This window comes from Pseudomonas sp. LBUM1641, from assembly GCF_059716235.1.
The window spans coordinates 1,343,426-1,357,112 of sequence record NZ_CP166815.1; the positions used below are offsets into that span (position 1 = coordinate 1,343,426).

The following is a 13,687-nucleotide window of genomic DNA, read 5'->3' on the forward strand; positions in this document are numbered from 1 at the left end:
TCAGGTGACTGCAAATGAATGATTTACAGCTCGACGACTTCAAGACCGACGAAAACGCCGCCATGGTGTTGCTCGTCGACGACCAGGCAATGATCGGCGAAGCCGTACGCCGGGGCCTGGCCCATGAAGAGAACATCGACTTCCATTTTTGCGCCGACCCGCACCAGGCCATTGCCCAGGCGATCCGTATCAAACCGACGGTGATCCTGCAGGACCTGGTGATGCCGGGGCTCGACGGCCTGACCCTGGTGCGCGAATACCGTAATCATCCGGCGACGCAGAACATCCCGATCATCGTGCTTTCCACCAAGGAAGACCCGCTGATCAAGAGCGCCGCGTTTGCCGCCGGTGCCAACGATTACCTGGTCAAGCTGCCGGATAACATCGAGCTGGTGGCGCGCATCCGTTACCACTCGCGCTCCTACATGACCCTGCTGCAGCGGGACGCGGCGTATCGTGCGCTGCGGGTCAGCCAGCAGCAGTTGCTGGACACCAACCTGGTACTGCAACGGCTGATGAACTCCGACGGCCTGACCGGGCTGTCCAACCGCCGGCATTTCGACGAATACCTGGAGCTGGAGTGGCGACGTGCCATGCGTGACCAGACCCAGCTGTCGTTGTTGATGATCGACGTGGACTTCTTCAAGACGTACAACGACAGCTTTGGGCACCTGGAAGGCGATGAAGCGTTGCGCAAGGTGGCTGCGGCCATTCGTGATGCCAGCAGCCGTCCCTCGGATTTGCCGGCGCGTTACGGCGGTGAAGAGTTTGCCCTGGTGCTGCCGAACACCTCGCCGGGCGGTGCGCGGCTGGTGGCAGAGAAACTGCGCCAGGCGGTGGCGGGCCTGAAAATCCCGCACATTGCCCCGGCGGAAGGCTCGAGCCTGACCATCAGTATTGGTCTGGCCACCATGACTCCGTTGCAGGGCACCGATTGCCGGCAGTTGATCTCGGCGGCGGACAAGGGCTTGTACCTGGCCAAGCACAATGGGCGTAATCAGGTGGGGATCGAATAACGACGGCAAAACGCTGGTTGTCGGGAGAGCGCTTGCTGTGGAGAGGTAGCTTGCTGTGGTGAGGGAGCTTGCTCCCGCTGGGCTGCGAAGCAGCCCCAGACCATCACCACGTACCGCCTGACACACCACAGTGACATTGCAAGGGGCTGCTGCGCAGCCCAGCGGGAGCAAGCTCCCTCGCCACAGGGTTCTCTTGAGCTCGCATTTGCTGATGCACCCCGCCTTTTCGGCCAAGCGGACTGCCGTTATCAGCCGTTTGTCGTTATACTCTTCGGCTTTCAAAAGTTCGCCAACGAGTGCTGCCCGCCATGGAAATCAACCCGATCCTTAACACCATCAAGGACCTGTCCGAGCGCTCCGAAACTATTCGGGGGTATCTTTGACTACGATCAAAAGCATGAGCGTCTGACCGAAGTCAATCGCGAGCTTGAAGATCCGGCTGTCTGGAACAAACCTGAATACGCCCAGGAACTGGGCCGCGAGCGCTCTGCGCTGGCGCAGATCGTCGACACCCTCGACGAACTGAACACCGGTCTAGGCGATTGCCGCGACCTGCTGGACATGGCCGTCGAAGAAGACGACGAAGGCGCAGTGGGCGATATCGTCGCCGAGCTGGCCCGCCTCGAGGAAAACCTCGCCAAGCTTGAATTCCGTCGCATGTTCAGCCACGAAATGGACCCGAACAACGCCTACCTGGATATCCAGGCCGGTTCCGGCGGCACCGAAGCCCAGGACTGGGCCAACATCCTGTTGCGCATGTACCTGCGCTGGGCTGACAAACGCGGTTTCGACGCCACCATCATGGAGCTGTCGGCCGGTGAAGTGGCTGGCATCAAGGGCGCGACCGTGCACATCAAGGGCGAATACGCCTTTGGCTGGCTGCGGACCGAGATCGGTGTTCACCGCCTGGTGCGCAAGAGCCCGTTCGACTCCGGCAACCGTCGCCACACTTCGTTCTCCGCTGTTTTCGTCTCGCCAGAGATCGACGACAAGGTGGAAATCGAGATCAACCCGGCAGACCTGCGCATCGACACCTACCGTTCCTCCGGTGCCGGTGGTCAGCACGTAAACACCACCGACTCGGCCGTACGTATTACCCACGTACCGACCAACACCGTGGTCAGCTGCCAGAACGAACGTTCCCAGCACGCGAACAAGGACACCGCCATGAAAATGCTGCGGGCCAAGTTGTACGAGCAGGAGATGCAGAAACGTAACGCCGCGTCCCAGGCGCTGGAAGACACCAAGTCGGATATCGGCTGGGGTCACCAGATCCGTTCTTACGTGCTCGATGCGTCGCGGATCAAGGATCTGCGTACCAACATCGAACGCAGCGACTGCGACAAGGTGCTCGACGGTGATATCGACGAATACTTGGAAGCCAGCCTGAAATCCGGCCTGTAACCCCCTTGTAGGAGCCGGCTTGCCGGCGATCCCCGGCCGCATGCCGGGGACCACGAACCTGATGGAAAATTTAAAGACATGAGCGACCAACAACTCGACCCGCAAGCCCTGCAACAGGAAGAAAACTCCCTGATCGCCCTGCGCAAGGAAAAGCTTGCTGCCGAGCGCGCCAAGGGCAATGCCTTCCCCAACGACTTCCGCCGCGAAAACTACTGCGATGCCTTGCAGAAACAGTACGCGGACAAGACCAAGGAAGAGCTGGCAGAGGCTGCGATCCCGGTCAAGGTGGCAGGTCGCATCATGCTCAACCGTGGCTCGTTCATGGTGATCCAGGACATGACCGGTCGCATTCAGGTCTACGTCAACCGCAAAACCCTGTCTGAAGAAACCCTGGCCTCGGTGAAAACCTGGGACATGGGCGACATCATTGCAGCCGAAGGCACCCTGGCCCGTTCCGGCAAGGGCGACCTGTACGTTGAAATGACCAGCGTGCGCCTGCTGACCAAGTCGCTGCGCCCGCTGCCGGACAAGCACCACGGCCTGACCGACACCGAACAGCGCTACCGCCAGCGCTACGTTGACCTGATCGTCAACGAAGAAGTGCGCCAGACGTTCCGCGTACGCTCGCAAGTGATCGCGCACATCCGCAGCTTCCTGATGGCGCGTGACTTCCTGGAAGTCGAAACGCCGATGCTGCAAACCATCCCCGGTGGTGCCGCAGCCAAGCCTTTCGAAACTCACCACAATGCGCTGGACCTGGAAATGTTCCTGCGTATCGCGCCGGAGCTGTACCTCAAGCGCCTGGTGGTTGGCGGCTTCGAGAAAGTGTTCGAGATCAACCGCAACTTCCGTAACGAAGGCGTTTCGACTCGTCACAACCCTGAATTCACCATGTTGGAGTTCTACCAGGCTTACGCCGACTACGAAGACAACATGGACCTGACCGAAGAACTGTTCCGCGAACTGGCGCAGTTGGTCCTGGGTTCCACCGACGTGCCGTACGGCGACAAAGTGTTCCACTTCGGCGAGCCGTTCGTGCGCCTGTCGGTGTTCGATTCGATCCTCAAGTACAACCCTGAGCTGACCGCTGACGACCTGACCGACATCGACAAGGCCCGTGCCATCGCCAAGAAAGCCGGCGCCAAGGTGCTGGGCTTTGAAGGCCTGGGCAAATTGCAGGTGATGATTTTCGAAGAGCTGGTTGAGCACAAGCTGGAACAGCCGCACTTCATCACCCAGTACCCGTTCGAAGTGTCGCCGCTGGCCCGTCGCAACGATGACAACCCGAACGTTACCGACCGTTTCGAGCTGTTCATCGGCGGCCGCGAAATCGCCAACGCCTACTCCGAGCTGAACGATGCGGAAGACCAGGCCGAGCGCTTCATGGCCCAGGTGGCCGACAAGGACGCCGGCGACGACGAGGCGATGCACTACGACGCCGACTTCGTTCGCGCCCTGGAATACGGCATGCCGCCAACGGCCGGTGAAGGGATCGGCATCGACCGGTTGGTGATGTTGTTGACCAACTCGCCGTCGATCCGTGACGTGATCTTGTTCCCGCACATGCGGCCACAAGCGTAACCGTAGCGAAATCCGAAGCCGCCTTTTATAAGGCGGCTTTTTTATGTGGCGTATTTAAGCGTCAAGCTAACAGCGCCAGATGATCGTCCCCACGCTCTGCGTGGGAACGCAGCCCGTGACGCTCCGCGTCACCCTGAAAGGAAGATCCGTCGTGAACCGCGTAATGGCTCAAAAGGGTGCCGCCGGCATTGCCGCTGCCGTGGCTGAAAGTGTTCAGTACCAGGGCCGCAAGGCCAGTCGCCGGGGCAGTGAGCAACGCAGGCAGGACATTCTCGATGCGGCGATGCGCATCGTGGTGCGTGAAGGCGTGCGCGCTGTGCGTCATCGTGCGGTGGCGGCAGAGGCCGGCGTGCCATTATCGGCCACTACCTATTACTTCAAGGACATCGACGACCTGCTCACCGACACCTTCGCCCAATACGTGGAGCGCAGTGCGGCGTTCATGGGCAAGTTGTGGGTGCGTAACGAAGGGCTGCTGCGGGAGATGGTCGCTTACGGCGACGGCAGTCCGCAGTCTCGCTCGCAGCTGGCCGACGACATCGCGCGCCTGACCGCCGATTACGTGCAACGCCAATTGCTCAACCGCCGCGAGCACCTTATGGCCGAGCAAGCGTTTCGCCAGGAAGCGCTGCTGAACCCGCGCCTGGCCGAGTTGGTACGTTCTCACCAGCAAATCCTGCTGCAGGGTACTTGCCAGTTTTTCCAGGTATTGGGTTCGCGCGAGCCGCAACAGGATGCCAAAGTGTTGACGGCGATTATCGGTCGGATGGAATATCAGGGCCTGCTGGGCGGTGCAGAGCCTCTGACCAGCGAAGAAATGCTTGAGATCCTCAAGCGTTACATGCATTTGGTGTTGGCTTCGGTCTGACACAGGGGAGTGTCCAATGAAAGCCTGGCGTGTCGTTGTGATCGCCTTGTCGTTCCTGTTGCTCAGCGGTTGCCTGGTGACTTTCAAGGATCCGTTGCCGGCCAGTGAGGCGGCGCCTGAGGCCCTGTTGGGCAAATGGGCCAGCAAAAATGCCTGGGGCGAGCCGCTCAACCTGCAGATCAGCCGCGTGGGTGCACATCGCTACAAAGCCGTGAGCTACCCTAAAGCCAAGCCGGGCCAACGTGATGAATACCTGTTCACGGTCTCCCGCCATGGCAGCCGCTGGTATTTGTCGGCGCCGCTGCCGGCCAAGTTTGGCGGGCATTTCATCCTGGCAGGCTTCGAGCTCAACGATGAACACGAATTGGTGGTCTACAACCTCGACCTGGACCAGATCCACCAGGCTGTCGGCCAGAAAGTCCTTGGCGGCAGCACTGTCGAAACTGTCGAAGGCGACGGCGTATTGATCAACAGCCCCATGGCCCAGGTGTTTGCCTACCTGGATGACCCGGCCAATGCTGACGTGTTCGTCGAAGCCGTGCGCTACCAGCGCGCGAGCAAATAACGTTTAAAGAGGAAGTACCGGGTGGACGATTACCAGCAGACGATACGCACCTTGTCCGATCGCATTGTGCTGGCGCAAACACCGATTCGCGTCCTCGACGCCGTGAAGTGGGACGAGAATATCCGCCAGGGATTTCTCAAGGCCAATGGCAAGGAAATGCCGGCGGTGGACCGCGATTACTACCTGAACCGGCCACTGTCGTTCGATTCCAGCGCGGTGAAGCTGGAGTTCCAGAACATCGAGCGTGACATCACCCGCCAGCTTGGCCAGTTCAACCCGGTCGGGCAGATCATGCGGCGCATGTGCAAGGAATACCGCATGGTAGTGCGCATGCTCGAAGCGCGCGGCACCGAGGATTTCGGCCTGATTTCCCAGGAGTTGTACGGCGCCGCCTCCGATGCGTTCCACGCCGGTGACCCGACCCTGGCCGACCTCGGCCTGATGATGTCGGACTACCTGAACAATATCGACGGCCGCGGCGACCTCAAGGACGAAGCCAAGACCCTCACCGCCAAGGACGCCGTCGGCCTGCTGCAAAGCCGCCTGAACAAGGTATTCGGCGAGGCTGAGGAAACCATTCGGGTGTTCGAGTCTGACGGTATCGTGGCGGATGCGGCGGCAGGCGCCGACTACATCAAGATCCGCGCCGACGCGATGTTCAACGACCGCGACGTGCGCGCCCTGGAAGTTCATGAAGGCCTGGTGCATGTGGGCACCACCCTCAATGGCCAGAACCAGCCGATCTGCACCTTCCTGTCCAAGGGCCCGCCCTCGTCGACGGTGACCCAGGAAGGCCTGGCGATCCTGATGGAAATTATCACCTTCGCCTCCTACCCCAGCCGCCTGCGCAAGCTGACCAACCGCACCCGCGCCATCCATATGGTGGAGCAGGGGGCCGACTTCCTGCAGGTGTTCGAATTCTTCCGCGAGCAGGGCTTTGAAATGGCGGAAAGCTACGGCAACGCCAGCCGGGTTTTCCGTGGGTCGACGCCTACGGGCCTGCCGTTTACCAAGGATTTGTCCTACTTGAAGGGCTTTATCATGGTTTACAACTACATTCAGTTGGCCGTGCGCAAAGGCAAACTGGAGCAAGTGCCGCTGCTGTTCTGCGGCAAGACCACCCTGGAAGACATGCGTACCCTGCGCCAACTGGTGGATGAAGGCCTGGTGGTACCGCCCAAATACCTGCCGGATCAGTTCCGTGACATGAATGCGTTGGCGGCGTGGATGTGTTTCTCCAACTTCCTCAACCATTTGAGCCTGGACCGGATCGAGGCGGATTACTCCAATATCCTTTAACGATATCTCTGAAGGAACTCGGTCATTTGATCTCCATAGGTCTTTAGGATCGTTCCCAACCCATTCACGAGGCTTCAACGGATGAGAATCCTCGGCATTCTTTGCCTGCTACTGACCCTGAACGGCTGCAGCTCCCTGCTGTTTTACCCGGAGCGCGGCTTGCCGTTCACCCCGGAAAAGGCCCACCTGCAATACCGGGACGTCACGCTGACCACCGCCGATGGCGTCAAGCTGCACGCCTGGTGGCTGCCGGCCAAGGCCGGTGTGCCGCTCAAGGGCACGGTGCTGCACCTTCACGGCAACGGCGGCAACCTCGCCTGGCACCTCGGCGGCAGTTGGTGGCTGCCGGAGCAGGGCTATCAAGTGCTGCTGCTGGACTATCGCGGTTACGGCCTGTCCGAAGGTGAAGCTTCGCTGCCGGCGGTTTACCAGGACATCGACGCCGCCTTCAAGTGGATCGACAACGCCCCCGAAACCCAGGGCCAGCCACTGATCGTGCTGGGCCAAAGCCTGGGCGGTGCGCTGGTGGTGCACTATCTGGCGGAACATCCCGAGCGCCAGCCCCGGCTCAAGGCGCTGGTGCTGGACGGCGTGCCGGCCAGTTATCGTGACGTAGGACAATTCGCCCTCAGCACCTCCTGGCTAACATGGCCGTTCCAGGTACCGTTGTCGTGGCTGGTGCCGGACGCCGACAGTGCGATCAACGCCATGCCCCGGCTGACCGGTGTGCCGAAGTTGTTGTTCCATAGCCTCGATGATCCGATCGTGCCGCTGTCCAACGGCATCCGCCTGTATCAAGCTGCGCCGCCACCGAGGGTGCTGCAACTGACCCGGGGTGGTCACGTGCAGACCTTTGCCGACAAGACCTGGCAAACCGTGATGCTGCGCTACCTCGACGACCCGCAGCATTTCAACGGGCTGCGCCGCCTGGGGGAAATCCCCAATTACCCGGCGTCCCCGAATTCCAATGCAGAGAACCCGCAATGAGCGAAGAACGCAACATGATCCCCCTGATCCTCACCGGCATCGGCACCATCATCGGCACCGTCGGCTGCCTGTGGTACTACGGCTATTTGCACTTCGCCAAGCCTGAGGATGCATTGCTGCTCAGCGACTTCACCATGCTCAAGACCGTGCCAGGCGAAGACTACAAAATCTCCCTGACCCCGGCCGCCCAGGTAGCGCAGTGTGTCGATGGTGTGTTGGTGCTGTTTGATACCGAACAGAAAGGCCTGACCGGCGTCCTGGTAAACGGCAAGAAACAGGCAGTGCGATGCATGGGCCAGGAAACGCCGCAATTGGAACAGTAGGACGAATGAAGTGGGAAGGGTCTGGAACCATTTTAAGTGAGTTACCACAGATTCTGCACTGGCCAGCGGCGCTGGTGCAGTTATCTCTGCTACTTAATTTGGAGTCAGTCATATGACAAGTCCCATCTCAGGCAACACACCTTCTTCCAGTACTGCAGGTGCGGGAGGAGATAATTCGCGCATTCAGCAATTGGAGCAACAAATTCAGCAACTGAAGAGCCAATCCTCCCAAGGGGGCGGTGGCGCGCAGGGGGCGGAGGGCGGCGAAAACATTCAGGAGCTGATCAAGAAGCTGACGGAAGAACTGTCAAAACTCACGGGGCAGGGTGCTCAGGAGCAGGGCGCAGACCAAGGCGGTGATAACAAGATAAACGCAGTGTCGGAGAACAACCCGGCGCAAGCGACCTTCTGACCCCAAGGCTTTTGAAACGCGCTAAGACCTCGTGATTCTTAGGCCTGCCAATAAAAGAATCCCGCCAACTGGCGGGATTCTTCATGCAGCTACAAACGATCAGTCAGCGACGGTGTGGGCAGCGTGCTGTTACGGGCAGGCGACTGCGCAATGACAGCCGCAGTTCATGATGCGACTCTCTGGAACCGTATTGCGTAAGAAACCACAGAAAGCGATGTAACTTGCACAGATTGGGGCGAGAAGGTGGCGATAATTATTGCTGCAATAAGCAACATGGTGGACATGGTCAGGGGGCATGAGAGGCTGGAAATGCTCGACGCCGAGGATCACAAGCTCAAGCAACTGATGGACAAGCTGTCGGAACATGACTACGGCGGGAAGATGGAGCTGCCGGCCGAGGATACAAACCGACCTGTCCGGTTCGACGACCCGAAAAAAAACCCACTGTAAAGTGGGTTTTCTTTTCAAGCATCAGTCGATCAGTTTGCCATCGAAGAACGTGGCTTGACCGGCTGGTTGTCGTTGGAGATGGTCACTTCAACACGACGGTTCATGGCACGGCCCGAAACGCTGCCGTTATCGGCAACCGGGTATTCCTTGCCATAACCCTGGGTCACGATGCGCGAGATATCCACACCCTGGTTAGCCAGTGCGCGCTGTACGGAAGCGGCACGGCGCTCCGACAGGCTCTGGTTGTACGAGTCGGAACCGGTGCTGTCGGTGTAGCCTTCGACAATCACTTTACGGTCCGGGTTATCACGCAGGAACTGCGCCAGCTTGGTGATGTTGACCAGGCCGCTCGACTTCAGGTCGGACTTGTTGGTGGCGAACAGTACGTCACCAAAAGTTACCAGGGTGCCGCGATCGGTTTGCTTGGCGTTCAAGCTGTCTTGCAGTTGCTTGATCTGCGCGTCACGGGCTTCCAGCAGGGCGCGGGCACGTTCGTCGCCAGCGTTTTTCAGCTTGGCTTCGGACTCACGCAGGACGATGGTGTCCTTGGCCACTTCAACGCGCTGGTTGGTCAGGTAGGCCAGTTGGTCGACCTTCTTCTGGTCTTCCTTGTCGCGGTAGGCCTTGTCAGCCTTGTCCAGCCACTCGCTGGCGTCTTTGGTTTCCAGCGCCGCTACTTTAGTAGCCTGCGGGTTGGCTTGCAGGGCCGAGAAGTTGGTCCGAGCGTTTTCCAGGTTCGCGTTCGGCGGGGTGGAGCACGCCGCCAGAGCAACGCTCATTGCCAGCAGGGCAGGGATCATCAATTGTTTACGCATAATCGTGTCGTCCTTTCAATTCGGTTTCGGGTGCAAAGCAATCAGAGGTAGCGGCTTATTGCTGCGGCTTGATAACAGCCGGACGCATGCCTTCCTGACGCAGCTCCTGAACAGCTTTCTGGGAATCCTTCACAGCTTGGTCGGCCTTGGCAGCCTGGGCTTTACGCTCTGCGACGCGGGCGTCCCACTCGGCTTGTTCGGCCAGGCGACGGGCTTCGTCATAGTTCTTGTCGTGCATGGCAATTTCAGCTTGCTTCAGTTTGTCCTGAGCCGACTTCATTTCCACGGCTGCGTACTCGGTACCACCGGCGCTGACGGCGCTGTTCACCGCAGATTGGGTAACAGCGTATTGCTCGCTCGGTGGGTTGCCGGCGCAGCCAGCCAGTACGAAGCTGGTGCCGATTGCCAGCGCGGCCAATTTAAGCCCGCGCAGGTGGTTAAACGAGGTTTTGGCAGTGCTGGTCTTCATCGTCTTCAACTCCATTAGGTAACTCCTGAAAAACATCAAATCCATCTCCGGCTTGCAGTGTCTGCCGGGGCCCGGCGGTAAAGCTCGGGACGCCTATTCAAACGGCTGTTCCAAGTGATGGCTTACTGGCTGTGACCGGAGGCTTTTTTGAATAGTTCAGCGAAGATGGCGATTTGCCTAAAAAAATATCTGACTGAACGGTCAGCGTTAAAAGTTGGAACTTTTGCAACGCGCAGCGGTATTCAGGGCCTGTCGGAGGCCCTGAATACTGGGGGTGGCGGTTTTTTTAGCGGAGGTTGACTAGTGTTTCTGCTTGTCGGACTGAGCCGACAGATCGTGTAAATAACGCCGTGACAACGTGAGAAAACGTGGGGTTGGACCAACGTCTTCGTACAGCGGATCGCCTTCCTCATCGGTAGCAATCACCTGCTTGCCCTTGATGTAGGGAAAGCTCGCTTCCAGCTCTTCGAGAGCTGCGCCAATCAACTCGCCGAGCAGTTCTTCGGTGTGGCGTTTGGGGTACATCTCGGAGATCGCCGCCAGCCTGGCAGCGGCTTCAACGTCCAGATGGATGGCGTATTCGGTTTTGGTCAGACGACCCTTGGCGTTTTCTTCCCAATGCTGGGCCAGTTCTCGGATTTTCATGGCAACCTCAATGGAGCCCGCGGTACGCGGGCGATGATGAGTGACCAGCCGGCCAGCGCGGATAACGCTGCGGCTTATTGTTGAGACTAGCTGCAACTCACAAGGTTTAAAGTTCCTTGTAAGACTTCGCCGTGGGCGGCACTCTTGAGGATCAAAGCGTCCCGGATTTTCTGCTGGAGATTGGCTGATGAGCGATATCGATGCACGTTTGCGTGAGGATGTTCACCTGCTGGGTGAGCTGTTGGGCAACACGATTCGAGAGCAGTACGGCGATGAATTCCTCGACAAGATCGAGCAGATCCGTAAAGGCGCCAAGGCCGACCGCCGTGGCGCGGCTTCGGAGCAGGCGGCTGGCGAAGAGCTGAGCGCCAGCCTCAACCAACTGAAAGAAGATGAACTGCTGCCGGTGGCGCGGGCCTTCAACCAGTTTCTCAACCTGGCCAACATCGCCGAGCAGTACCAGTTGATCCACCGCCGCGATGAATCAACGCCTGCGCCGTTTGAGTCGCGGGTGCTGCCGGAACTGCTGGCACGCTTGCAGAGCGAAGGCCATAGCAGCGAATCCCTGGCGCGCCAGTTGGGCCGGCTGGAAATCGAGCTGGTGCTCACCGCTCACCCCACCGAAGTTGCCCGCCGCACCCTGATCCAGAAATACGATGCCATCGCCGCACAATTGGCCCTGCAGGATCACCGCGACCTCACCACCGCTGAGCGCGAGCAGATCCGCAATCGCCTGCAACGCCTGATCGCCGAAGCCTGGCACACCGAAGAAATCCGCCGCACCCGGCCAACGCCTGTAGACGAAGCCAAGTGGGGCTTTGCGGTGATCGAGCATTCGCTGTGGCACGCCATCCCGAATTATTTGCGCAAGGCTGATCATGCCTTGCATGCGGCGACCGGTTTGCGCCTGCCCCTGGAAGCCGCGCCGATTCGCTTTGCGTCCTGGATGGGCGGCGACCGCGACGGCAACCCCAACGTCACTGCGCCGGTCACCCGTGAAGTGTTGCTGCTGGCACGCTGGATGGCGGCAGACCTGTACCTGCGCGATATCGATCACCTGGCCTCCGAGCTGTCGATGCAACACGCCAGCCCGGCATTGCAGGCCAAGGTCGGCGACAGCGTCGAACCTTATCGGGCGTTGCTTAAGCAACTGCGTGAGCGCCTGCGCGCCACACGCCAATGGGCCCACACCTCGTTGACTACCACCACGCCGGCGCCTGCCGATGTGCTGCAAAACAACCGCGAGCTGCTCGAGCCGCTGGAGCTGTGCTACGAGTCGCTGCATACCTGCGGCATGGGCGTGATTGCCGACGGCCCGCTGTTGGATTGCTTGCGTCGGGCGGTGACGTTTGGCCTGTTCCTGGTGCGCCTCGACGTCCGTCAGGATTCCACCCGCCACTGCGCGGCCATGACTGAAATCACCGATTACCTGGCCCTTGGCCGTTACGAGGATTGGGACGAAGAGGCGCGCATCAGTTTCCTGATGAAGGAACTGGCCAACCGTCGCCCCTTGTTGCCGGGTTACTTCAAACCCTCGGCAGACACTGCCGAAGTGCTGAACACCTGCAAGGAAATAGCCGCCGCACCTGCCGCGTCCCTGGGTTCCTACGTCATCTCCATGGCGGGCGCCGCGTCGGATGTGTTGGCTGTGCAACTGCTGCTCAAAGAGTCCGGCGTACAACGACCGATGCGTGTGGTGCCGTTGTTCGAGACCCTGGCTGACCTGGACAATGCAGGCCCGGTGATCGAGAAACTGCTGCTGTTGCCGGGCTATCGCGCCCGTCTGCAGGGCCCGCAGGAAGTGATGATCGGCTATTCGGATTCGGCCAAGGATGCGGGCACTACCGCCGCCGCCTGGGCGCAATACAGGGCCCAGGAACAGTTGGTGGAAATCTGCCGCGAACAACAAGTCGAACTGCTGCTGTTCCACGGTCGCGGCGGCACCGTAGGCCGTGGCGGCGGCCCGGCTCACGCGGCGATTCTGTCGCAGCCACCGGGTTCGGTCGCGGGGCGTTTCCGCACCACCGAACAAGGCGAGATGATCCGCTTCAAGTTCGGCCTGCCGGACATCGCCGAGCAAAACCTCAACCTGTACCTGGCGGCAGTGCTGGAGGCGACGTTGTTGCCACCGCCACCACCGGAGCCGGCCTGGCGCCACTTGATGGACGAATTGGCCGCCGACGGTGTCAGCGCTTACCGCGCCGTGGTGCGGGAAAATCCGCAATTTGTCGAGTATTTCCGCCAGTCCACGCCGGAGCAGGAGTTGGGCCGCTTGCCTTTGGGCAGTCGCCCGGCCAAGCGTCGAGCCGGCGGCATTGAAAGCCTGCGGGCAATCCCGTGGATTTTCGGCTGGACCCAAACCCGCCTGATGCTGCCGGCCTGGCTCGGTTGGGAAGCGGCCTTGAGCAAGGCCCTTGAGCGCGGCGAAGGTGAGTTGTTGGGGCAGATGCGCGAGCAGTGGCCGTTCTTCCGCACCCGCATCGATATGCTGGAAATGGTGCTGGCCAAGGCCGACGCCGACATCGCCCGCCTGTATGACGAACGTCTGGTGCAGCCTGATCTGCTGCCATTGGGCGCGCACTTACGCGACCTATTGTCGCAGGCGTGCAGTGTAGTGCTTGGCCTGACTGGCCAGTCTCAGCTGCTGGCCCATAGTCCCGATACCCTGGAGTTCATCCGGCTGCGCAACACCTACCTCGACCCGTTGCACCTGTTGCAGGCCGAATTACTGGCCCGATCGCGGCAACAGGAGGCGGCGCAGGACAGCCCTCTGGAACAGGCGCTGCTGGTGTCTGTGGCCGGTATTGCCGCCGGATTGCGCAACACCGGCTGACATTTATGGCGTGTTCTCAA

Annotated in this window: 14 protein-coding genes; 11 read left to right on the top strand and 3 right to left on the bottom strand. The window is 60.0% G+C overall.

All coding sequences use genetic code 11. The features are described from left to right. Positions 1–14 precede the first annotated feature (14 nt). From ACA046_RS06055 to ACA046_RS06100, 10 genes are all read left to right on the top strand, one after another. Complete coding sequence (locus ACA046_RS06055; RefSeq protein WP_459026414.1) at positions 15–1,016, top strand: diguanylate cyclase domain-containing protein; 1,002 nt, start codon at positions 15–17, stop codon at positions 1,014–1,016. A 308-nt stretch (positions 1,017–1,324) separates the two neighbouring features. After that, positions 1,325–2,420, top strand: a protein-coding gene (gene prfB / locus ACA046_RS06060; protein WP_459026416.1) for a peptide chain release factor 2 whose coding sequence is annotated in 2 segments (ribosomal slippage) — positions 1,325–1,396 and positions 1,398–2,420 — 1,095 coding nt in all. Because the reading frame shifts where the segments join, the coding sequence is not laid out codon by codon here. Positions 2,421–2,498: 78 nt separating this feature from the next. Continuing rightward, the gene (gene lysS, locus ACA046_RS06065) at positions 2,499–4,001 is read left to right on the top strand and encodes a lysine--tRNA ligase (RefSeq protein WP_167664453.1); all 1,503 of its coding nucleotides are present in this window, start codon (positions 2,499–2,501) and stop codon (positions 3,999–4,001) included. A 151-nt stretch (positions 4,002–4,152) separates the two neighbouring features. After that, the gene (locus ACA046_RS06070; protein ID WP_023659125.1) at positions 4,153–4,869 is read left to right on the top strand and encodes a TetR/AcrR family transcriptional regulator; all 717 of its coding nucleotides are present in this window, start codon (positions 4,153–4,155) and stop codon (positions 4,867–4,869) included. 16 nt (positions 4,870–4,885) lie between these two features. Next, entirely contained in the window at positions 4,886–5,434 is a 549-nt protein-coding gene (locus tag ACA046_RS06075; RefSeq protein ID WP_459026419.1) for a hypothetical protein, read from the top strand. A 21-nt stretch (positions 5,435–5,455) separates the two neighbouring features. Further along, a complete protein-coding gene (locus tag ACA046_RS06080) occupies positions 5,456–6,733 on the top strand; it encodes a flavohemoglobin expression-modulating QEGLA motif protein (protein ID WP_497676098.1) in 1,278 nt (425 codons plus the stop codon). 81 nt (positions 6,734–6,814) lie between these two features. Further along, a complete protein-coding gene (locus tag ACA046_RS06085) occupies positions 6,815–7,720 on the top strand; it encodes an alpha/beta hydrolase (RefSeq protein ID WP_459026423.1) in 906 nt (301 codons plus the stop codon). After that, positions 7,717–8,043, top strand: a complete 327-nt coding sequence (locus ACA046_RS06090) for a PA3694 family proteiin (RefSeq protein WP_076017482.1) — start codon at positions 7,717–7,719, stop codon at positions 8,041–8,043. The genes ACA046_RS06085 and ACA046_RS06090 overlap by 4 nt, the downstream gene beginning before the upstream one ends. Positions 8,044–8,155: 112 nt before the next feature. Then, positions 8,156–8,455 carry a hypothetical protein gene (locus ACA046_RS06095; RefSeq protein WP_497676099.1) on the top strand — a complete coding sequence of 100 codons (300 nt, stop codon included), beginning with the start codon at positions 8,156–8,158 and terminating at the stop codon, positions 8,453–8,455. A gap of 309 nt (positions 8,456–8,764) precedes the next feature. Further along, positions 8,765–8,905 carry a hypothetical protein gene (locus ACA046_RS06100; RefSeq protein WP_459026427.1) on the top strand — a complete coding sequence of 47 codons (141 nt, stop codon included), beginning with the start codon at positions 8,765–8,767 and terminating at the stop codon, positions 8,903–8,905. Between the two features lie 29 nt (positions 8,906–8,934). Here ACA046_RS06100 and lptF read toward each other — a convergent pair whose 3' ends face one another. The 3 genes from lptF to ACA046_RS06115 all read right to left on the bottom strand — a co-directional run bounded on the left by lptF (position 8,935) and on the right by ACA046_RS06115 (position 10,834). After that, positions 8,935–9,720, bottom strand: a complete 786-nt coding sequence (gene lptF / locus ACA046_RS06105) for a lipotoxin F family OmpA-related lipoprotein LptF (RefSeq protein ID WP_076017480.1) — start codon at positions 9,718–9,720, stop codon at positions 8,935–8,937. Between the two features lie 55 nt (positions 9,721–9,775). After that, complete coding sequence (locus tag ACA046_RS06110; protein WP_459026429.1) at positions 9,776–10,204, bottom strand: DUF4398 domain-containing protein; 429 nt, start codon at positions 10,202–10,204, stop codon at positions 9,776–9,778. Positions 10,205–10,489: 285 nt separating this feature from the next. Further along, positions 10,490–10,834, bottom strand: coding sequence for a hypothetical protein (locus tag ACA046_RS06115; RefSeq protein ID WP_010176787.1), 345 nt, complete (start codon positions 10,832–10,834; stop codon positions 10,490–10,492). Between the two features lie 187 nt (positions 10,835–11,021). On the opposite strand from ACA046_RS06115, the gene ppc reads away from it, so the two are divergent. Beyond that, positions 11,022–13,667, top strand: a complete 2,646-nt coding sequence (ppc, locus tag ACA046_RS06120; RefSeq protein ID WP_497676100.1) for a phosphoenolpyruvate carboxylase — start codon at positions 11,022–11,024, stop codon at positions 13,665–13,667. Positions 13,668–13,687 lie beyond the last annotated feature (20 nt).

Excerpts from the sequence above, each read along its gene's own strand:
- ACA046_RS06055 (WP_459026414.1), top strand. The coding sequence starts at position 15 with ATGAATGATTTACAGCTCGACGACTTCAAGACCGACGAAAACGCCGCC.
- lysS (WP_167664453.1), top strand. The coding sequence starts at position 2,499 with ATGAGCGACCAACAACTCGACCCGCAAGCCCTGCAACAGGAAGAAAAC.
- ACA046_RS06075 (WP_459026419.1), top strand. The coding sequence starts at position 4,886 with ATGAAAGCCTGGCGTGTCGTTGTGATCGCCTTGTCGTTCCTGTTGCTC.
- ACA046_RS06085 (WP_459026423.1), top strand. The coding sequence starts at position 6,815 with ATGAGAATCCTCGGCATTCTTTGCCTGCTACTGACCCTGAACGGCTGC.
- ACA046_RS06090 (WP_076017482.1), top strand. The coding sequence starts at position 7,717 with ATGAGCGAAGAACGCAACATGATCCCCCTGATCCTCACCGGCATCGGC.
- ACA046_RS06095 (WP_497676099.1), top strand. The coding sequence starts at position 8,156 with ATGACAAGTCCCATCTCAGGCAACACACCTTCTTCCAGTACTGCAGGT.
- ACA046_RS06100 (WP_459026427.1), top strand. The coding sequence starts at position 8,765 with ATGCTCGACGCCGAGGATCACAAGCTCAAGCAACTGATGGACAAGCTG.
- lptF (WP_076017480.1), bottom strand. The coding sequence starts at position 9,720 with ATGCGTAAACAATTGATGATCCCTGCCCTGCTGGCAATGAGCGTTGCT.
- ACA046_RS06110 (WP_459026429.1), bottom strand. The coding sequence starts at position 10,204 with ATGGAGTTGAAGACGATGAAGACCAGCACTGCCAAAACCTCGTTTAAC.
- ACA046_RS06115 (WP_010176787.1), bottom strand. The coding sequence starts at position 10,834 with ATGAAAATCCGAGAACTGGCCCAGCATTGGGAAGAAAACGCCAAGGGT.
- ppc (WP_497676100.1), top strand. The coding sequence starts at position 11,022 with ATGAGCGATATCGATGCACGTTTGCGTGAGGATGTTCACCTGCTGGGT.